The 18,826-nt window shown below is 54.7% G+C and carries 22 protein-coding genes and 22 other annotated features; of the genes, 5 read left to right on the top strand and 17 right to left on the bottom strand.

Annotation, left to right across the window (positions count from 1 at the left end; all coding sequences use genetic code 11):
- Positions 1-2 precede the first annotated feature (2 nt).
- From cboQ to pduF, 17 genes are all read right to left on the bottom strand, one after another.
- The gene (gene cboQ / locus STM2021) for a synthesis of vitamin B12 adenosyl cobalamide precursor (protein NP_460966.1) occupies positions 3-686 on the bottom strand. Within the gene, positions 3-680 belong to an annotated coding region; the region does not span the whole gene.
- Positions 667-954, bottom strand: a protein-coding gene (gene cbiN, locus STM2022; protein ID NP_460967.1) for a synthesis of vitamin B12 adenosyl cobalamide precursor. Within the gene, positions 667-948 belong to an annotated coding region; the region does not span the whole gene. The genes cboQ and cbiN overlap by 20 nt, the downstream gene beginning before the upstream one ends.
- Positions 681-686: a ribosome-binding site (putative RBS for cboQ; RegulonDB:STMS1H002172), on the bottom strand. (Overlaps the previous gene by 6 nt.)
- Positions 949-954 (bottom strand) — a ribosome-binding site (putative RBS for cbiN; RegulonDB:STMS1H002173). (Lies within the gene cbiN.)
- Positions 950-1,692, bottom strand: a protein-coding gene (gene cbiM, locus STM2023; protein ID NP_460968.3) for a synthesis of vitamin B12 adenosyl cobalamide precursor. Within the gene, positions 950-1,687 belong to an annotated coding region; the region does not span the whole gene. Before cbiM ends, cbiN begins: the two co-directional genes overlap by 5 nt.
- Positions 1,684-2,405, bottom strand: a protein-coding gene (cbiL, locus tag STM2024) for a synthesis of vitamin B12 adenosyl cobalamide precursor (protein ID NP_460969.1). Within the gene, positions 1,684-2,397 belong to an annotated coding region; the region does not span the whole gene. The genes cbiM and cbiL overlap by 9 nt, the downstream gene beginning before the upstream one ends.
- Positions 1,687-1,692: a ribosome-binding site (putative RBS for cbiM; RegulonDB:STMS1H002174), on the bottom strand. Its footprint overlaps the gene before it by 6 nt.
- Positions 2,394-3,195 (bottom strand): synthesis of vitamin B12 adenosyl cobalamide precursor gene (cbiK, locus tag STM2025; protein NP_460970.1). Within the gene, positions 2,394-3,188 belong to an annotated coding region; the region does not span the whole gene. Before cbiK ends, cbiL begins: the two co-directional genes overlap by 12 nt.
- Positions 2,400-2,405 (bottom strand) — a ribosome-binding site (putative RBS for cbiL; RegulonDB:STMS1H002175). Its footprint overlaps the gene before it by 6 nt.
- Positions 3,190-3,195, bottom strand: a ribosome-binding site (putative RBS for cbiK; RegulonDB:STMS1H002176). It lies within the gene cbiK.
- Positions 3,191-3,988 (bottom strand): synthesis of vitamin B12 adenosyl cobalamide precursor gene (gene cbiJ / locus STM2026; RefSeq protein ID NP_460971.1). Within the gene, positions 3,191-3,982 belong to an annotated coding region; the region does not span the whole gene. Before cbiJ ends, cbiK begins: the two co-directional genes overlap by 5 nt.
- Positions 3,979-4,711, bottom strand: a protein-coding gene (gene cbiH / locus STM2027; protein ID NP_460972.1) for a synthesis of vitamin B12 adenosyl cobalamide precursor. Within the gene, positions 3,979-4,704 belong to an annotated coding region; the region does not span the whole gene. The genes cbiJ and cbiH overlap by 10 nt, the downstream gene beginning before the upstream one ends.
- Positions 3,983-3,988: a ribosome-binding site (putative RBS for cbiJ; RegulonDB:STMS1H002177), on the bottom strand. Its footprint overlaps the gene before it by 6 nt.
- Positions 4,704-5,764 (bottom strand): synthesis of vitamin B12 adenosyl cobalamide precursor gene (gene cbiG, locus STM2028; RefSeq protein ID NP_460973.1). Within the gene, positions 4,704-5,759 belong to an annotated coding region; the region does not span the whole gene. Before cbiG ends, cbiH begins: the two co-directional genes overlap by 8 nt.
- Positions 4,706-4,711: a ribosome-binding site (putative RBS for cbiH; RegulonDB:STMS1H002178), on the bottom strand. (Overlaps the previous gene by 6 nt.)
- Positions 5,740-6,520, bottom strand: a protein-coding gene (cbiF, locus tag STM2029; RefSeq protein NP_460974.1) for a synthesis of vitamin B12 adenosyl cobalamide precursor. Within the gene, positions 5,740-6,513 belong to an annotated coding region; the region does not span the whole gene. Before cbiF ends, cbiG begins: the two co-directional genes overlap by 25 nt.
- Positions 5,759-5,764, bottom strand: a ribosome-binding site (putative RBS for cbiG; RegulonDB:STMS1H002179). It overlaps the preceding gene by 6 nt.
- Positions 6,497-7,081, bottom strand: a protein-coding gene (gene cbiT / locus STM2030) for a synthesis of vitamin B12 adenosyl cobalamide precursor (RefSeq protein NP_460975.1). Within the gene, positions 6,497-7,075 belong to an annotated coding region; the region does not span the whole gene. The genes cbiF and cbiT overlap by 24 nt, the downstream gene beginning before the upstream one ends.
- Positions 6,515-6,520 (bottom strand) — a ribosome-binding site (putative RBS for cbiF; RegulonDB:STMS1H002180). It overlaps the preceding gene by 6 nt.
- The gene (gene cbiE, locus STM2031; RefSeq protein ID NP_460976.1) for a synthesis of vitamin B12 adenosyl cobalamide precursor occupies positions 7,065-7,677 on the bottom strand. Within the gene, positions 7,065-7,670 belong to an annotated coding region; the region does not span the whole gene. Before cbiE ends, cbiT begins: the two co-directional genes overlap by 17 nt.
- Positions 7,076-7,081 (bottom strand) — a ribosome-binding site (putative RBS for cbiT; RegulonDB:STMS1H002181). (Overlaps the previous gene by 6 nt.)
- The gene (cbiD, locus tag STM2032; RefSeq protein ID NP_460977.1) for a synthesis of vitamin B12 adenosyl cobalamide precursor occupies positions 7,664-8,808 on the bottom strand. Within the gene, positions 7,664-8,803 belong to an annotated coding region; the region does not span the whole gene. Before cbiD ends, cbiE begins: the two co-directional genes overlap by 14 nt.
- Positions 7,672-7,677, bottom strand: a ribosome-binding site (putative RBS for cbiE; RegulonDB:STMS1H002182). It overlaps the preceding gene by 6 nt.
- Positions 8,803-8,808 (bottom strand) — a ribosome-binding site (putative RBS for cbiD; RegulonDB:STMS1H002183). It lies within the gene cbiD.
- Positions 8,803-9,442, bottom strand: a protein-coding gene (gene cbiC / locus STM2033; RefSeq protein NP_460978.1) for a synthesis of vitamin B12 adenosyl cobalamide precursor. Within the gene, positions 8,803-9,435 belong to an annotated coding region; the region does not span the whole gene. The genes cbiD and cbiC overlap by 6 nt, the downstream gene beginning before the upstream one ends.
- Positions 9,437-9,442 (bottom strand) — a ribosome-binding site (putative RBS for cbiC; RegulonDB:STMS1H002184). Its footprint overlaps the gene before it by 6 nt.
- Positions 9,443-9,445: 3 nt before the next feature.
- The gene (gene cibB, locus STM2034; RefSeq protein NP_460979.1) for a synthesis of vitamin B12 adenosyl cobalamide precursor occupies positions 9,446-10,411 on the bottom strand. Within the gene, positions 9,446-10,405 belong to an annotated coding region; the region does not span the whole gene.
- Positions 10,402-11,788, bottom strand: a protein-coding gene (gene cbiA, locus STM2035; protein ID NP_460980.1) for a synthesis of vitamin B12 adenosyl cobalamide precursor. Within the gene, positions 10,402-11,781 belong to an annotated coding region; the region does not span the whole gene. The genes cibB and cbiA overlap by 10 nt, the downstream gene beginning before the upstream one ends.
- Positions 10,406-10,411 (bottom strand) — a ribosome-binding site (putative RBS for cibB; RegulonDB:STMS1H002185). (Overlaps the previous gene by 6 nt.)
- Positions 11,783-11,788: a ribosome-binding site (putative RBS for cbiA; RegulonDB:STMS1H002186), on the bottom strand. Its footprint lies within the gene cbiA.
- A gap of 590 nt (positions 11,789-12,378) precedes the next feature.
- Positions 12,379-13,303 (bottom strand): propanediol utilization protein gene (pocR, locus tag STM2036; protein ID NP_460981.1). Within the gene, positions 12,379-13,290 belong to an annotated coding region; the region does not span the whole gene.
- Positions 13,298-13,303 (bottom strand) — a ribosome-binding site (putative RBS for pocR; RegulonDB:STMS1H002187). Its footprint overlaps the gene before it by 6 nt.
- A gap of 203 nt (positions 13,304-13,506) precedes the next feature.
- Positions 13,507-14,307 (bottom strand): propanediol utilization protein gene (pduF, locus tag STM2037; protein ID NP_460982.1). Within the gene, positions 13,507-14,301 belong to an annotated coding region; the region does not span the whole gene.
- Positions 14,302-14,307 (bottom strand) — a ribosome-binding site (putative RBS for pduF; RegulonDB:STMS1H002188). Its footprint overlaps the gene before it by 6 nt.
- A 512-nt stretch (positions 14,308-14,819) precedes the next feature.
- Positions 14,820-14,825, top strand: a ribosome-binding site (putative RBS for pduA; RegulonDB:STMS1H002189).
- Here pduF and pduA point away from each other — a divergent pair.
- The 5 genes from pduA (at position 14,820) to pduE (ending at position 18,823) form a co-directional block, all read left to right on the top strand.
- Positions 14,820-15,110 (top strand): propanediol utilization protein gene (pduA, locus tag STM2038; protein ID NP_460983.1). Within the gene, positions 14,826-15,110 belong to an annotated coding region; the region does not span the whole gene. It overlaps the preceding feature by 6 nt.
- Positions 15,111-15,214: 104 nt before the next feature.
- Positions 15,215-15,220, top strand: a ribosome-binding site (putative RBS for pudB; RegulonDB:STMS1H002190).
- Positions 15,215-15,919, top strand: a protein-coding gene (gene pudB / locus STM2039) for a propanediol utilization protein (protein NP_460984.3). Within the gene, positions 15,218-15,919 belong to an annotated coding region; the region does not span the whole gene. Its footprint overlaps the feature before it by 6 nt.
- Positions 15,920-15,932: 13 nt before the next feature.
- Positions 15,933-15,938 (top strand) — a ribosome-binding site (putative RBS for pduC; RegulonDB:STMS1H002191).
- Positions 15,933-17,602 (top strand): propanediol utilization dehydratase, large subunit gene (gene pduC, locus STM2040; RefSeq protein ID NP_460985.1). Within the gene, positions 15,938-17,602 belong to an annotated coding region; the region does not span the whole gene. Its footprint overlaps the feature before it by 6 nt.
- A 4-nt stretch (positions 17,603-17,606) precedes the next feature.
- Positions 17,607-17,612, top strand: a ribosome-binding site (putative RBS for pduD; RegulonDB:STMS1H002192).
- Positions 17,607-18,287, top strand: a protein-coding gene (gene pduD, locus STM2041; RefSeq protein NP_460986.1) for a propanediol utilization dehydratase, medium subunit. Within the gene, positions 17,613-18,287 belong to an annotated coding region; the region does not span the whole gene. (Overlaps the previous feature by 6 nt.)
- Before the next feature lie 8 nt (positions 18,288-18,295).
- Positions 18,296-18,301, top strand: a ribosome-binding site (putative RBS for pduE; RegulonDB:STMS1H002193).
- The gene (pduE, locus tag STM2042; protein NP_460987.1) for a propanediol utilization dehydratase, small subunit occupies positions 18,296-18,823 on the top strand. Within the gene, positions 18,302-18,823 belong to an annotated coding region; the region does not span the whole gene. (Overlaps the previous feature by 6 nt.)
- The last annotated feature ends 3 nt before the right edge of the window (positions 18,824-18,826 follow it).

Raw genomic sequence — 18,826 nt, forward strand, 5'->3', positions numbered from 1 at the left:
CCTTACAGGTGAAAATCACCCTGATACAGTTTGATATCCAGCGTGGTGGTCATTTGCTGATAACGCATTAACACCCGCGTAAACAGGAGTCCAGCCAGCATCGCCAGAGATCGATAGCCGTTCGGCAGGCTGCAATAACCAAAACGCAGCGTTTGCGCACGACGGATTGCCACCGCCTCATCCAGAAGAATAAAGAGAAAGCGCCACGTTAACAGGATTTGCTCGGTAAGCAGGCGTGGAATATGCGCGCGCTTAAGCAAGCTAATTAACTGCGGAAACGGTAGGTTCATCACCAGCCACAACGTCGCGGACAGCGCCGTCAGGCTACGCCAGAACGTTTCATTCGCCGTAACCACGCCCGCACGGGTAATCCCGATCCAGTACGGCCCAACAGATATGCCAGCCAGCAGCATTTGCGGCTCGCGGCTGATGCTGAAGATAATCGTTATCACGCCGACCAACAAAAATCCAAAAGGTATCGCCATCCATCGACACCAGCGCCAGAGGGATATGCGCAATAGCCAACAGCTCAATCCGGCAATGATCAGCAGCTCAATGCCCTGCCCTACAGGCGGCAGAACAAACGCCAGTATCATCATCGCCAGCCACAGCAAAAACTTGCGCTGCGGCGCAACGTGTGCCCAGCGGCTTTGATAGCTGAGTCGATCAAGCCCGGTCATCACGGCGTTGTTTACCTTTGCAATACCCCAGGATATAAAAAATCACCGCCGCGCCAAGAGAGCCCTGAAGGGTAAACAGCAGGCTTTCAATTTCACCGCTGGCAGGTTCATATAACGGCTGAAACCAGGGTTTATACTGCGGCGCAATAGCCTGAATCTGGCTTTCCGCTTCGCCGTCTGAACCGCCATATTCACCGCCATGGTTAATAAAAAACGGCAGAATCACCAGCGCCACCACCATCGCTAACAACATCAACGTTTTTTTCATTTTAATGTCCTTGTACGGTAATCACTTGCCGTTTGGTTAACTGGTCATAAATCATGACGGTTAATAAACCTTCAGCAATGGCGACAGGAATCTGTGTGAGGCAGAAAATCCCCATAAACTTCACAACAGACCCTGTCGCTCCGGCATGGGGATCGGGAAACGCAACGCCAAGCTGGACTGAAGTCACAAAATAGGTCGCCAAATCCGCCAGCATCGCGCACAGAAAAACGGCGACATCACGGCGCAGTCCGGCACGGCAGGCCATTTTCCACACCAGATAACCGACAACCGGGCCAATCACCGCCATCGACATTCCATTTGCGCCAAGCGTCGTCAGGCCACCGTGCGCCAGCAATAGCGCCTGAAACAACAGCACAACCGCGCCGAGAATCGCCACCACCCCGGGCCCGAACAAGATAACCGCCAGACCAACGCCGGTCGGATGTGAACAACTCCCCGTTACCGACGGAATTTTGAGCGCGGACAGGACAAAAATAAACGCGCCGCACAGCGCCAGCAGTACCTTCTGATGATTATCCTCCTGCACAATACGCCGTAAGCGCACCAGTCCATACCACAAGCAGGGTAAAAACAGTAGCCACCAGGCCAGCGCCCACACTGGCGGTAAAAAGCCCTCCATGATATGCATCGCAAACGCCTGTTGCGGGACAACCATCAGCAATAGCGCTGCAGCCAGTCCACTGAAAGACAACTGTCGAAGCTGCTGTTCAAGTTTCATTCTGCATACTCCCACTGTTTATTGACCAGAATGGTCGAAAAATAGGGCAACGGTCGATCATCGTTGACCTCGTGGAGATGGCGCCAGCACTGCTCGCCGGGCAGTGTGGCCTCGGACATCATTAAGGCGCATTCCAGCAGGCCAGCCTGCGCCAGCAAAGCTTTAATACGGGCGAACCGGCCATACACTTTCATCAACACCAGGCTATCATGCTGTTGTAGCGCCTGGGCTATTTCCGCTTCCGGCGCGGTACAAGAAATAACCGCCAGCGATTGCCGTTCTATGGCGAGCGGCATTTTCGCGCGGGCGGCTATCGCGGCGAAGGACGTGACGCCGGGGACAATCTCCAGCCACTCCGGGCAGCCGATTCGCTGGAGTAAAAAAATCCAGGTACTGAATAGCATCGCATCGCCCAGGGTAATAAAACCGACCTGTTTACCCGCTTCCACCTCTGCGGTAAGCGCGGCGGCAACCTCGTTCCAGACCGCTTCTTTCTCGGCGCCGTCAGCGCTCATAGGGAAATGGCAACAACGTACTTCCGTCTGCTCGCCGAGATAGTCGCGCACAATCGACAGCGCCAGACTATCGCCCCCCTTACGACCGGCGGGCGCATACAGAATGTCCAGCGAGCCAAGAATCCGCGCTGCGCGGACGGTTATCAGGTCGGGCGCGCCTGGCCCGGTACTTAATGCGTATAATTTACCGTTCATGCCGCCTCCTCTACCGCCATGTTCAGCGCCTGGTGCAAATGCGCGACAAACATCGCCCGGATAGCCGGGTTTTCTCCCAGCCCGCTCAGCCACGGCGTCGCCGGAATGCCCGCCGCGTTAAAGCGCATTTTCCATGAGTCGCCGTCGTCTGAAGCCATATCATTAATGGCGTGATCGCCCGCCACCAGCATTAATGGCATCAAATGTACGCCGGTGACGCCTTCGTCACGCAGGCTGTCGATCAGGATGTCGACCTCCGGGTAGCTTTCTACGGCGCCGACGCGCGCCGGAAAGCGCTGCGCGGTCATCATATGATCGAGACAGGCATAAGCTGCGAATGCGTGATGGCTGGCGCCGTGGCCCATAAAAACGACTTTCTCCGTTTGTCTGAGCGATGGCATCTGTTGTCGCAACGCCTGCATTAGCTGCACATAATCGTTATGGCTGCTCAACAGCGGCACGCCCAGCGTCAGGCGAGTGAATAACGGACGCAAGAGTTGTACTTCACGGACAATTTTTTCATATTCGTCGCCGTTAATAATGTGCAACGACTGAATCGCCACGTCCTGATATCCCTGTGCGGCAAGCTTTTGCAAAGCCTGTAATGGCGTATCGATGTCGATACCGTCACGCTGGCGAAGCTTGCGAATGATCATTCCGGAAGTGAAGGCGCGAAACAGGTCGCGATCGGGACAGGACGCCGCCAGATCACGTTCGCACGCCACAATGTTTTTTTCACAGGTGTCGTGATAGCTGGTGCCAAAACTGACCACCAGAAGCGCTTTTTTCATTTTTACTCCTTAGCTGCGGCCAGCCAGCGCGATAAACGCTGCGCAAAGGCGGCCTGGCTTTCCAGTAACTCATCACCCGTCACAAGCGGCGTCGGGCGCGCAATAACGATGCAAGGAATGCCCGCATCCAGACAGGGCTGAACTTTTTCCTGATATCCCCCCTCCGCGCCGGACGCTTTGGTAATGACCACGTCGGCCCGGCACTGGTGGTAAAACGCGGCGTTAAAATCAGCGCTGAACGGCCCACACAGAGCGAAAATTTCTCCAACGCCGAACCCCAGTTCGCTGCAGCGTTGAATCACCTCCGCCACGGGCAGTACGCGCGCCAGCAACGTTTTTTCCGCCAGCCCGGCACGCCAGACGGCCAGATCTTTACTGCCGGTCGTCAGTAACACGCGCGGACCAAAACGCCTCGCTATCTCGCAGGCATCGGCAATACTGCGCGCCGTATAGAGAAGCGGATGCGTCAGATTGCTAAGCTGCTCCGGACGCTGATAACGACTTAACAACACGCCTGCCGTTTCACAGGCGCGAAGGAGGTTATGGCTGACCATTTCTGCATAAGGATGCGATGCATCTATTACCCAGCGAGTACGGTTTTCTTTTAGCCAGGCGACCATCTGCCCGTACTCCAGACGACCACAGCGCACCTGCCCTTTAATGTCGCCCGCCAGCGCTTTTCCGGCTGGCGTCGCCACGGATAAGGTGTACGCGACGTTCGCCGCATCCAGTTGTCGGCATAACGCGCGCGCATCGCTGGTGCCGCCCACCACCAGCACATCCCCCTCATTCACAGCGTGTAACCTCGCGGCGTTATCATCAGCCCATCCTGAACATAGGTCGTTTTATTACCAACGATGACCAGACTGGTCATATCTACCGGTTCAAAATCCATATCGCCGAGCGTAGTCAGCCATTTTTCCTCTTTCTTACGTCCGGCGGATTTCACCACGCCAACCGGCGTTTGCGCGCTTTTACTGGCGGCAAGCAGGTCAAACGCGCGCGCCAGATGCCCTTCGCGGCCGCGGCTGCGCGGGTTGTAAAAACAGATAACAAAGTCTGCCTCTCCGGCGGCAACAATACGTTTTTCAATTACCGGCCACGGGGTCAGCAGGTCGCTGAGGCTGATATGACAGAAGTCGTGCATCAGCGGCGCACCCAGCAGCGAGGCGGCTGCGATACTGGCGGTCATCCCCGGAATAAGGCGAACCTCTACATCCAGCTTCTGCTTGCTCACCAGCTCCAGCACCAGTCCCGCCATGCCGTAAATACCGGCGTCGCCGCTGCTAATCAGCGCCACGTTATGCCCGGCCTGCGCCAGCTCAATCGCCGCCTGGCAGCGTTCAATCTCTCTGCACATCCCGGTTTTGATCACCTGCTTATCGCCGGTAAAGGCTTTCACCAGGTGGGTGTAGGTTTTATAACCGACGACGATTTCCGCCGCCTGAAGCGCCTCAATCGCCTCCATCGTCATCATTGCCTGCGAACCGGGGCCAATACCAATTACGCTCAACATCAGTGTGCAACTCCTAAAGTAATAGTGACGCCCTGTTCTCGCAGGGTCTCGCCTAACAATTGTCCCTGGCTTAATAACCACGCTGCCGGGCCGGATACGCTGCCAACGCCCACCGTTTTTCTGACGAAGCCAGAACCGGGAAAATGGTGTTCGAATTCGCGTAACGCTTCGGCGGTAAAGGTTTTAAAAGGCACGCGGCAGCAGGAGGCGAGCTGAATAAGCCCCGGCTCCCCTTTTTTGAGCGTGACGCTGCCAATCGCTTTTAACGCCAGCGGATCGAGTTTCTGCGCTTCAAGCTGGCGCGCCAGTAATGTCGCTAACAGGGGAAATGGCGTATCGCGGCGGCAGCCAATTCCCGCCACCACGCGCTGGGGCACCAGTTTCCAGTGCGGTACGGGAAGCTCAGGGAGGTCATTACGCAAAGAGACGCAGATAAGCGCATCCAGTTCAGGCAGCCGCTGCAAATCATCAACAGGGATAAAACCGCGAATATCACACTGGCCGATCTCTTCCGTTAGTTCGGCATCCCACCATAACCCCACACGTTGATGACTGACCAACATCTGGTTAACGGTTTTTACCGCCGTTCGAAGATCGGACATGCGGGCGTTAAGCTGGAAAGCTAAGGTGTCCAACGCGGACATCTCATTGACATCCGTTGCCGTGGTAATCACCGGATCGGCGCCTAACATTCCTGCCAGGTAGCGCGTCAAGGCATTGGCCCCGCCCGCATGACCGGAAAGCAGGCTAATGACATGCTGACCTCGTTCATCAATGACGACCACCGCCGGATCGCTGAACTTGTCGTTCACTAACGGCGCCAGGACACGAACGGCAATGCCGGTCGCGCCGATAAAAATAAGCGCGGTATAAGTGGTAAAAGCCTGCCGGGCGGTATTAGCGAATCCGCCATCGAAGGGAATAAATCCCTCTTCCCGCAGTTTTTCACTGGTAAAGCAGGTTAACGGCAGCATCGCGGCGAGTCTCTTTGCCAGCGCCACGCCGCCGGGCGTCAGGCAAAACAACGCAATGGATTCAGGCTTTACGGTATTCATGGCTAAAGTCCGCTGCATAAAGTCTTGAGTAGTGATACTCCTTACCCAGAAAATTCCCGACCAGGATTAGCGCCGTCTTACGGATGCCAGCATCACGTACTTTGTCGCTAATATCCGCTAACGTGCCGCGAACGGTCTGACTTTCCGGCCAGGTAGCCTTATAAATGACCGCGACAGGCGTAGTTGCCGGATAACCGCCGGCAATGAGACGTTCCGCCACCCGGTGAATACGCTGAACGGAGAGATAAATCGCCATCGACGTCTGGTGACTGGCGAACGCCTCCAGTTGTTCGCGCGCCGGTACTGGCGTACGCCCTTCCAGACGGGTAATAATGAGACTCTGCGATACCTCCGGTACGGTATATTCCACACCCAGCTCCGCCGCAGCGCCGAGAAACGCGCTGACGCCAGGCACTACCTGCCAGTCGATACCACGGCGAGTTAACTCCTCGCCTTGCTCACGTACGGAGCCGTACAGCGAGACATCGCCCGTTTGCAAACGCACCACCGTTTTTCCCGCCTTCACGCCCGCCGCCATCAGCTCGATAATCTGCTCAAGATGCAGTTCGGCGCTGTCGTAGCGTTCTGCCTGCGCGGGGCAGTAATCCAGCAGTTCGGTATTGATCAGCGAACCGGCATAGATAACTACCTGCGCCTGTTGCAGCAGGCGGTAGCCTTTAAGCGTGATCAGCTCGCGATCGCCCGGCCCGGCGCCGACGAACCATACACAGCGTGGATCAAATGTCTCTGACATGGTTTTCTTCCTTCTGACAGGCGATAACAAAAACAGGATTGTTCGGTTTGAAATAGTGCCCCGCCCCCAGCGGCGTTAACGATGAAAGCTGAAGCTGTACACAGTCCATTCGACATGCGCCGATGTGCGCAAGATGCGCCAGCGCGCTATGAAGGTTTTCCTGCAAGATAAAGGTCATCACCAGACGGCCACCGGGATGCAGATGGCCCATCGCCCAGTCAATCAGCGCCGTCAGATGTCCGCCGCTGCCGCCCATAAACACCGCATCGGCTTTCCCGGTTATGGTCATTGGCGCTTCGCCGGGGAGAATATCGATATTGCCGCAGGCAAAGCGCTGACGATTCTCATCAAGCAGCCGTAGTGCGGCAGGATTACGCTCGATAGCCGTCACCTGCAACGAAGGAAATTGCAGCGCCGCTTCAATTGAGACGCTTCCCGTTCCCGCCCCGACGTCAATCAGGTGACTGGCGCGGTGGAGCTCAAGTTTCGACAGTGCCAGCGCCCGTACCGCCTCTTTGGTCATTGGCACGTTCTCGCCGCGCAGAAAAAGCTCATCTTTCATCAAGGATCACCACTGCATTCATTTCATAGTCGGCGTTGACCGCACTGACGGGTAGCCAGTGGATCCGCTCATTTTCCATCGCCAGATTTTCACCAATCACCATTAAGCGATGCCCTTTGCCCCGCGCGACCAGTTCCCGCGCGATTTCTCGCGGCCCGCAGCGGGCATCCGTGACCATCGCCACTTTGCGATGGTTCGCTAACTGCTCGAAGCTGACGCAACGACCGTGGCTACTGGTCAACCACATGTCATTCATATCAATTCCAGCCTGTGCGCACAGATACTGTACGGCGCTGATGCCAGGGATAATGCGAACCTGTTCGATACCAAAATGCGCCACCAGGCGTGTACCGATGCCATAAAACAGCGGATCGCCGGAGGCCAGCACCACGATCCCTTTATCCCGACGGGCGGCAATCCATGACAACAACGCGCCAATATCCGCGCCCAGCGTAAATCGTTCGCCGCCAAACGCCGGAAACTGCGCCAAATGCCGTTTACCGCCTGCCAGCGCATCGGCGTGGTCTATCGCTTCCAGCGCCGCAGGCGTCATCAAATGCCGTCCAGCGGGCCCCATTCCCACGACCGTTAGCATTGCAGCTCCTTAGCAATCTCGTCGACGGGACGATTACTGCCGAGAATATGGTTATCAAAAGAAAACAGGATGGCGTCGCAGACAGGCGGCGTTTTGGTAAAACGCAGCATCTGCATGACTCGCAAACAAATACGCCTGGCAAGATGGTTATAGATATGCCCGAAGCCATATGCTTCAATGTGCTCCATTGCCGCTTCGGTGGTATCGCAATCGCTGACCAGGGTGAGTAACTCCAGCGGCGCGCCCAGTAAAGCTAAATGCGCGACCAGCGTTTCCATGCGCGCATCGGCAATATGGCTATGGGTATGAAAGATCCCGGCGGCGATTTTGATCAATTTTCCAGGATGACCCACCAGCACTATCTGGCAAAATCCCAGCCGTACCGCCTCTTCAATCATGTAGCCGACAAAATTGCTCATGGTGACGACTGCCTGTGTGTCGACGCCCATTTGTTCGCGAACAAACCGTTCGCCGTGGTTGCCCGGCACGAGTATCACCCGCGTTAATCCTGACGCCCGTTTGATCTCCAGTTCCAGCGATAGCGAGCGTTTCCAGCTTTCTTCCGACATCGGCGTCACAATGCCGGTAGTGCCAATAATGGAAATGCCGCCAAGAATGCCAAGCCGCGAGTTATACGTTTTTTGCGCCCGCGCTTCGCCTTCCGGGGCAAAAATCTCCACATCGGCCCCACGCGCCGGGCCTATCGCTTCGCGCACCGCTGACTCAATGGTATGGCGCGGCGTACGATTGATGGCGGCGCTCCCGAGCGGCAGTCCAATCCCTTTACGCGTTACCGTACCAATACCTTCGCCGCCAGTGAGCGTAATCTCACCGCTGTCGTTGAGCGTAACGCGGGCAAAAATCAGCATTCCGTGCGTGGCATCCACGTCATCGCCGCCATCTTTACGAATTGCGGCTATCGCCTGCTGGCCTTCAATGTGCGGCGACTCCACGTTCAGGCATAGCGTGACGCCCGACGGCGTGACGATGGAGACCTGATGAATCAGATGTTGACGTAATACCATCAGCGCGGCGACTTTTGCCGCCGCCGTCGCGCAGGAACCGGTGGTATATCCTTTACGTAACGCTTTACCGTGGTGCCAGACCGGCGCGTCAAAAGAAAGCTCGCTCATCAGGCCTCCCGGAGGTGATAGAGCAACGCATTGACGATAGCGGCAGCCACGTTACTGCCGCCTTTACGCCCTAACGCGGCAACCGCGGGGAAATGGCTATGGGTGAGTGCCTCTTTGGACTCCGCCGCGCCGACAAAGCCTACCGGTACGCCCACCACGCCGCTCACCGTCACGTTATGTTCAAGCAAACGGAACAGGGCCGTCGGCGCATTACCGAAAACAAAGAGCTTGTTTTTCTCCTCCTCGGCGATAGCGATATCGACGGCGGCCATTGAACGGGTAATCCCCTGCGTTTGTGCGGCGCGCACCACGCGCGGATCGCTGATATAACAGCGACACTCGCCGCCAAACGTCGCCAGTAATCTTTTATTAATGCCGGACAGCGCCATCGTGGTATCGGTATAAATAATGCACGGATGGCGTAACGCATCACAAAGCTGCTCCAGCGCATCGGCAGAGAACCACAAAATGTCCAGCCAGTCGAAATCGGCGGTGGTATGAATAACCCGCTTGATAATGGCCTCATGGAGCGGACTGGCGAAACGGTAATCAGGACGCGTTTCGCGAATAATGTCGCTAATAATGGTGAAACTGTTGGCCTCAATGGTTTGGGGCTGCTGGATATAATGCATACTGTCGTCCTCAGGCCACGCCAGATAACCCGCACCGCGCCGCAATTAACAGCGCCAGCGCCAGGGTTGAAGCGACCCACATCAATCGAATCGTTCGGGAAATATCGTCCACGGAAATATCGCGCTGCGCGTCGCCTATCCAGGGCTTGTCCACACGCTCGCCAAAGTAGTTATTTGGGCCACCGAGCTGGATTCCTAAGGCGCCGGCCACACACGCTTCCGACCAGGCGCAATTTGGGCTACTGTGGTTATAACGGTCACGCCAGCCAATACGCAGCGCCCGCCAACCACTCAGGCGACACAGTCCTGCCGCAATGCCCAGCAACAGCCAGCTCAGTCGGGCAGGAAGATAGTTCGCTACGTCGTCCATACGGGCGCTGACCATACCAATCGCCCGGTATTTTTCATGTTTGTAGCCCACCATTGAATCCAGGGTATTGACGGCTTTGTAGGCCATCGCCAGCGGCGCGCCGCCGAGAAAGAGGAAAAAGAGCGGCGCGATAATGCCGTCAACGGTGTTTTCTGCAACCGTTTCCACCACGGCGCGATTGATCTGCGCTGGCTGAAGTTGCGACGTATCGCGCCCGACGATCCAGGAGAGTTTTATTCGGCTTTCCGCAAGGTCGTTCTTCCGTAACGGTCGTTCAACCTCCTGCGCGGCGTGGGCCAGAGAGCGTCCGGCCAGCGTGGTAAAGATCATCCAGACTTCGACGCTCCAGCCAAACCAGGGGTGAATCCGCTGCGCCAGCGCCAGTACGCCCCATGCCACGCCCCAGGTCGCCCCGACAACCACAACCCACATTACGCCGCCGCCAATCCGCAGCGCTTTATCGCCGGGACAATAGCGACGCACAATACGCTGCACAAACGTGATTAAACGACCTATCCAGCGTACCGGATGGGGCCAGTGTTGAGGGTCGCCGATGATAAAATCCAGCACCCAGGCGATACACCAGGCAAGAATCGTCATAATACGCGCCTCGCCGCCGCCAGCCAGTGCTGCAACATTTCCGGACGCTGGGCGAAATGGACGTGCAGATAGCTGGCAAACGTGTTGCCTGTCTGCCAGCCGCCAGTCCATTCCTGTAACACGCGGCCATCGCGAACCTTACGACAGGCCATAACGGCGGGTGTTTCGGGGATAAAATCTGAGTAGTGAAATTCATGGCCGCGCACTATCTCGCCAGGCGCCGCCAATAGCGTTGGCTGCATAGCCTGCGCCTCACAATAACCAAAGCGGGTGAGTCGCTTACCCATTTTGCTGTGACCGGGGATAATATTCGCCATCTGATGAATTTCCCCGCCGCTATCCTCCAGAGTGCTCCCCAGATACATCAGACCACCACACTCCGCGTAAATCGCCACGCCGCGCTGATGCGCCGCCCGCAAATGTTTTAACATCACCGTATTTGCCGCCAGATCCGCGGCGTATAATTCAGGATATCCACCGCCCAGCCAGATCATCTGACAATCAGGCAATGCGCGGTCATGCAGTGGGCTAAAACGCACAATGTTAACGCCGGCACGCTCCAGCAAATCGATGTTATCGGGATAATAAAAGTTAAAGGCCTCATCATCCGCCAGAGCAAGCGTCAGCCCTGCCCCCGCTGTGTTATCGGGGCGTTCAGGCCACATTCCCGCCGGAAGCGCGGATAACACGCTCAGCGAGAGTAGCGCATCCACATCCACTGTTTGTTCCAGCGTGGCGGCAAAATCATGCCATGATTGCTGATTGACGAGGGATTCTCTGGCAGTAATCAACCCCAGGTGGCGTTCAGGTAATGCGACGCCGTCGCAAGGAGGGACATACCCCAGTACCGGCAGTGAGCAATAATGTTCAATGGCATTTTTGAGGAGCTGATAGTGGGCGTCGCTAGTGACGCGATTCACAATCACGCCCGCGAGGTTGAGGGTCGGGTCGAAGTGCTGAAATCCCATAACGGTAGCCGCAAGCGACGTTGAAACAGCCTTGCCGTCCACCAGTAGGATGACCGGGCAACCAAGCTGTTTGGCCATCGCGGCTGTGCTGCAGTAATTGGGGTCGACGCCATAGCCGTCATACAACCCCATGACCCCTTCAATGACAGCGATATCCGCCTGCCGCATTTGTTCGCAAAATAAGGCGTTGAGAACAGGAGGAGGAAGCATGAAACTGTCAAGATTACGGGACGCCACGCCACAGATAGCGGTATGCCAGCCGGTATCAAGGTAATCTGGCCCAACTTTAAACGGCTGTACGCGCAGCGCGCGTTTTTGCAGCAGCCTCAACAAACCAAGCGTCACCGTGGTTTTGCCGCAACCGCTTCCTGTGCCTGCAAGAATAAATGCGTGATGCCTTGCCGCCATTACCCTGATCCTGTTCAGGGTGGTAGGGGTATACAGGTACGCGCATGTTCAGTCTTTCGACTGTACGCGTCTTCGCAACCCACTTCCCACCGAAGTTGTTGGTTATCACCGACAGGCAGGTCTTCTGGCTTAGCGTCCTCCTCGCCCGTCCTTCCCAATCTTGCGATCAGTGGTCTTTACGGGGTCGTCAGCATCACAGCAGCGGGGGCTGCGGGGGATTTTCACCCCCTTCCCTACCACAAATGTGGCAAACCTGTTGGTTTACGTTATGGCTGTACGGCACACCCATAACGACAATTAATAATGTGCTACGTTTTACATTTCTGTGAGCAATAGCCTGAGCGGTTGCTCATCTGACGTTAATCTACTCATCCTTACCGGTATATTGACGATAAAACGTATCGACAAAGCGTAATAAAACTTATCTTTCCTGACACTGTACTTCATCACAAAAATAAAAACTGGTGCAGTTTATGCCCTAAATTTTATTATTTTGTTGCGCTATGACAATTTATTGTTACACCAGATAAATTTTCTTTCTGAAATGATTAAGATACAAAAGACTATCAAAAATCGGCAATAGCAAAATATTGCTATTCATAACGATGGAGGATGAGAATTCTCATTTATCTGCTGGCGATAAGCCTGCGGCGTAACCTGATAGGTCTGGCGGAAGACTTTGCAAAAATAGCTGGTTTGCGAAAAGCCTAAATTACGCGCAATACTGGCAATACTCCAGTCACTATGGCAAAGCAATTCTCTGGCGCTAACCATTCTCTGGCGGTTTACCCACGCATTAAATCCGATTCCCTGATATTTCTTGAATAGCTTACTGAAGTAATAGGGGCTGAGATAGACATGTGAGGCGACATCCTCAAGACGAAGATCGTCGGACAAATGCGCATCAATATAGCGAAGCGCTTTTTTCATTTTACTGTCATGCGGAGTGGGACCACGAGTGGTTTTATTTGCCTCCGATTGCTGCGGATTGTCTTTGATAACCACGAAATTGAGCTGTTTTTTCAGGCAATTCTCAACAATCAGTTTAAGAAGATCGGCGGAAGCGATAACGCGTGAATAGTCCATCTCTGGCACATTCCGAAATTCATTCAAGAGCTCAGGGTCAGCCTGCCAGCGATCGTCAACATTAAGAATGTTTACCAGCTCCACGTCATTACTTAAACGAACCTGCCCGCATAAAACAAAGCCAACTAAATGCCCTGCGATTACCAGCGGAATAGAAAAATCCGTTAGACCGGCATGACAACGATAAATACAGGGTTGATCGGACTTCGATGCCTCCAGTCCCCCGCAGCGATCGCTCATACGACAACGTGTACTATGCTGGGGATGCTGCCGCATCAACTGACAAAACGGCGTGAAATTGAATAGCTCAGATATTTCATCACCATGAATATTGACAACCACAACCGCCAGACCGGTGGCTTGTGCAAAATCCTGTGCGATTTTATTAATGAGTTCTGAGTTCAGAGCGCTCGCAGAAATCATGATAAAACCCCTCAGTTAATTTATTGTTATAAACAAAACACATTATTTACATTCACTTTTTATTACCATTATCCTGGCCCTGATAAAAAGTACAATGACAATATCAAAAGTCTCCCATTGCTGGGAGACGTTTTGATCAGTTCGTGAAAGCAGATCACGAAATTATCTCACCTGTTTTTACGATACATCATTGCTGTGAATCTGGTTCGCATTTCCTTACAGTTCACAGCGGTTACAAGGTAAATTCTTACCAATAAAATAGCGATATATGGCTGCTCCGGCACAGGCGCCGATAACAGGCGCGACAATCGGCACGATAAAATAAGGGATCTCTCGCCCACCGCTCATCGCCATGTTCCCCCACCCCGCTAACCATGTGAACAGTTTGGGACCGAAATCACGCGCCGGGTTCATTGCAAAACCGGTAAGGGGTCCAGTAGACGCGCCGATAACGGCAACCAGTATCCCAATAAGCAAAGGCGCAAGCGGCCCTTTAGGAATGCCATTGCCATCATCCGTCAATGCCATGATCATGCCCATCAGAATCGACGTAATGACCACTTCCACCAACGCAGCCTGCCATACATTTAGCGCTGCGGCCGGATAGGTACTGAAAATGCTGGCTAATTGCAAACTTTCGACGCTACCGCGCACCATATGATGCGCAGTCTCAAATTCAGTAAAAAGGCTACTATAAAGCACATACGCCAGCAGAGCGCCGCCAAAAGCGCCGGCAAACTGGGCAATAATATAAGGCAATACTTTCTGTTTGGGGAAGCAGGCAAACAGCCACAGCGCAATCGTCACCGCAGGGTTAAGATGTCCGCCGGAGATTCCGGCAGTAAGGTAAACGGCCAGTGAAATTCCAAGCCCCCAAATAATGCAAATCTCCCATAATCCGAGGCTGGCGCCTGCGACTTTGAGCGCGCTCAAACAACCGATACCAAAAAACAAAAAGAGTCCGGTGCCTAAAAATTCCGCACCACATTGCGCCTTTAGAGAATCATTCATGTGACACCTTCTGAGCAAAGTTCGTGTCCTGGCCAGCGCAAGTTTCGGCTGGCGGTAGAGTACAGCTAACCTCACTATAAAAAGTGCCGCCTGTAAATTGTTGGCAACCTGCGAACCTGTCTCCCGGAAAAATCGTGTTGCGATAGCAAAATTTTGCTTTTCCGATATTTTTAGCAGCCCATCATACGGGAGATTCGAGCTATAAAATACGCCTGTGAAAATAATAAAATATTGCACAAGCCAACTTATCAATTTCGAATAAGCATCACATTTTGCGTCTTTCGCCATATCAAATAAAAATACTCTCGTCACTAACAAAAATGTAAAAATGAAATAATAAAAACAAAATAATCATATAGACAATAATAAATTAAATGTAATTTATCAATAAGTTATAAAAGCAAAAGACAATTTAGTCATATTGCTTTCCCATTATTTTCTGATGCTCAACAGCAAGTCAGCCATTCTTTTTCCTCGCATCTTCTTATAGTCCCAACTATCGGAACACTCCATGCGAGGTCTTTATGCAACAAGAAGCACTAGGAATGGTAGAAACCAAAGGCTTAACCGCAGCCATAGAGGCCGCTGATGCAATGGTTAAGTCAGCCAATGTGATGTTAGTGGGCTATGAAAAGATTGGCTCCGGGCTGGTAACCGTCATCGTGCGCGGCGATGTTGGCGCGGTCAAAGCGGCCACCGATGCAGGTGCCGCAGCCGCACGCAACGTGGGTGAAGTGAAAGCCGTACACGTCATCCCACGCCCTCACACCGATGTAGAAAAAATCTTACCGAAGGGAATTAGCCAATGAGCAGCAATGAGCTGGTGGAACAGATCATGGCGCAGGTGATTGCCCGTGTGGCAACGCCGGAACAACAGGCCATCCCTGGTCAACCCCAACCTATACGAGAGACGGCTATGGCAGAAAAAAGCTGCAGTTTAACGGAATTTGTCGGGACCGCCATTGGCGATACCCTGGGCCTGGTTATCGCCAACGTCGATACCGCCCTGCTGGACGCGATGAAACTTGAGAAGCGCTATCGTTCCATCGGCATTCTCGGCGCCCGCACCGGCGCAGGCCCGCACATTATGGCGGCGGACGAAGCGGTGAAAGCCACCAACACCGAAGTGGTCAGCATTGAGCTGCCGCGCGATACCAAAGGCGGCGCGGGCCACGGTTCGCTGATTATTTTAGGCGGTAACGACGTTTCCGACGTCAAGCGCGGTATCGAAGTCGCGCTGAAAGAGCTGGACCGCACCTTCGGTGATGTTTACGGCAACGAAGCCGGACATATCGAGCTGCAGTACACCGCTCGCGCCAGCTATGCGCTGGAAAAAGCGTTCGGCGCGCCGATTGGCCGCGCCTGCGGCATTATCGTCGGCGCTCCGGCTTCCGTCGGCGTACTGATGGCCGATACCGCGCTGAAGTCAGCCAACGTTGAAGTCGTGGCGTACAGCTCTCCGGCGCACGGCACCAGCTTTAGTAACGAAGCTATTCTGGTGATTTCCGGCGACTCCGGCGCGGTCCGTCAGGCGGTGACCTCCGCCCGCGAAATCGGCAAAACCGTCCTTGCGACCCTCGGTTCTGAACCGAAAAACGATCGTCCGTCCTACATCTGATACCCACGAGGCTGATTCATGAGATCGAAAAGATTTGAAGCACTGGCGAAACGCCCTGTGAATCAGGACGGCTTTGTTAAGGAGTGGATCGAAGAAGGCTTTATCGCGATGGAAAGCCCGAACGACCCAAAACCGTCGATAAAAATCGTTAACGGCGCGGTAACCGAGCTGGACGGAAAACCGGTTAGCGAATTCGACCTGATCGACCACTTTATCGCCCGCTACGGCATCAACCTGAACCGCGCCGAAGAAGTGATGGCGATGGATTCGGTCAAGCTGGCTAACATGCTGTGCGATCCGAACGTCAAGCGCAGCGAAATCGTTCCGCTAACCACCGCGATGACCCCAGCGAAAATTGTCGAAGTGGTTTCGCATATGAACGTGGTTGAGATGATGATGGCGATGCAGAAAATGCGCGCCCGCCGTACTCCATCTCAACAGGCGCACGTCACCAACGTTAAAGACAACCCGGTGCAAATTGCCGCCGATGCCGCCGAAGGCGCATGGCGCGGGTTTGACGAACAAGAGACGACGGTTGCGGTAGCGCGCTATGCGCCGTTCAACGCCATCGCGCTGCTGGTTGGTTCTCAGGTAGGTCGTCCGGGGGTACTGACTCAATGCTCGCTGGAAGAAGCCACCGAGCTGAAGCTCGGCATGCTGGGCCACACCTGCTACGCCGAAACCATCTCCGTTTACGGCACCGAGCCGGTCTTCACCGACGGTGACGATACCCCATGGTCGAAGGGCTTCTTAGCCTCTTCCTACGCCTCTCGCGGCCTGAAAATGCGCTTCACCTCCGGCTCCGGCTCCGAAGTGCAGATGGGCTACGCCGAAGGCAAATCCATGCTGTATCTGGAAGCGCGCTGCATCTATATCACCAAAGCCGCGGGCGTTCAGGGGCTGCAAAACGGCTCCGTAAGCTGCATCGGCGTACCGTCTGCCGTGCCGTCAGGCATTCGTGCCGTGCTGGCGGAAAACCTGATCTGCTCTTCGCTGGATCTGGAATGCGCCTCCAGTAACGACCAGACCTTCACCCACTCCGATATGCGTCGTACCGCTCGCCTGCTGATGCAGTTCCTGCCGGGTACCGACTTTATCTCCTCCGGTTATTCCGCGGTGCCGAACTACGACAACATGTTCGCCGGTTCCAACGAAGATGCGGAAGACTTTGACGACTACAACGTTATCCAGCGTGACCTGAAAGTGGACGGCGGTCTGCGCCCGGTTCGCGAAGAGGACGTTATCGCCATCCGTAACAAAGCCGCCCGCGCGCTGCAGGCCGTGTTTGCCGGAATGGGACTGCCGCCGATTACCGATGAAGAAGTTGAAGCCGCGACCTATGCCCACGGTTCGAAAGATATGCCGGAGCGCAACATCGTCGAAGACATCAAGTTCGCCCAGGAAATCATCAATAAAAACCGCAACGGTCTGGAAGTTGTGAAAGCGCTGGCTCAGGGCGGGTTTACCGACGTGGCCCAGGACATGCTCAACATCCAGAAAGCCAAGCTAACCGGCGACTATTTGCACACCTCCGCCATTATCGTCGGCGACGGACAAGTGCTCTCTGCGGTTAATGACGTCAATGACTATGCCGGTCCGGCAACAGGTTATCGCCTGCAGGGAGAACGCTGGGAAGAGATTAAAAACATCCCTGGCGCTCTTGATCCCAACGAGATTGATTAAGGGGTGAGAAATGGAAATTAATGAAAAATTGCTGCGCCAGATAATTGAAGACGTACTCCGCGATATGAAGGGCAGCGATAAACCCGTCTCGTTTAATGCGCCTGCGGCATCCACAGCACCACAGACCGCTGCGCCTGCGGGCGACGGCTTTCTGACCGAAGTGGGCGAAGCGCGCCAGGGCACTCAGCAGGACGAAGTCATTATCGCCGTCGGCCCGGCATTTGGCCTGGCGCAAACCGTCAATATCGTCGGCTTACCGCATAAGAGCATTCTGCGCGAAGTCATTGCCGGTATTGAAGAAGAAGGCATCAAGGCGCGCGTGATTCGCTGCTTTAAATCTTCCGACGTGGCGTTCGTCGCCGTTGAAGGTAACCGCCTGAGCGGATCCGGCATCTCCATCGGCATCCAGTCGAAAGGTACTACGGTTATCCACCAGCAGGGGCTACCGCCGCTCTCCAACCTGGAGCTGTTCCCGCAGGCACCGCTGCTGACGCTGGAAACCTACCGTCAGATTGGTAAAAACGCCGCCCGCTATGCGAAACGAGAATCACCGCAGCCGGTCCCTACGCTCAATGACCAGATGGCACGCCCGAAGTACCAGGCAAAGTCGGCCATTTTGCATATTAAAGAGACCAAGTACGTCGTGACGGGCAAAAACCCGCAGGAACTGCGCGTGGCGCTTTGATAAAGGATAACTCCATGAATACCGACGCAATTGAATCGATGGTCCGGGACGTATTGAGCCGCATGAACAGCCTGCAGGGCGATGCGCCAGCAGCGGCTCCTGCGGCAGGCGGCACGTCCCGCAGCGCAAAGGTCAGCGACTACCCGCTGGCGAACAAACACCCGGAATGGGTGAAAACCGCCACCAATAAAACGCTGGACGACTTTACGCTGGAAAACGTGCTGAGCAATAAAGTCACCGCTCAGGATATGCGTATTACCCCGGAAACCCTGCGCTTACAGGCCTCTATCGCCAAAGATGCGGGTCGCGACCGGCTGGCGATGAACTTCGAACGCGCCGCCGAACTGACCGCGGTACCGGACGATCGCATTCTTGAAATCTACAACGCCCTTCGTCCGTATCGTTCAACGAAAGAAGAGCTGCTCGCTATCGCCGACGATCTCGAAAACCGTTATCAGGCAAAGATTTGCGCAGCTTTCGTTCGTGAAGCGGCAGGGCTGTACGTTGAGCGTAAAAAACTCAAAGGCGACGATTAAGGA

This window comes from Salmonella enterica subsp. enterica serovar Typhimurium str. LT2 (assembly GCF_000006945.2).
GTDB lineage: Bacteria > Pseudomonadota > Gammaproteobacteria > Enterobacterales > Enterobacteriaceae > Salmonella > Salmonella enterica.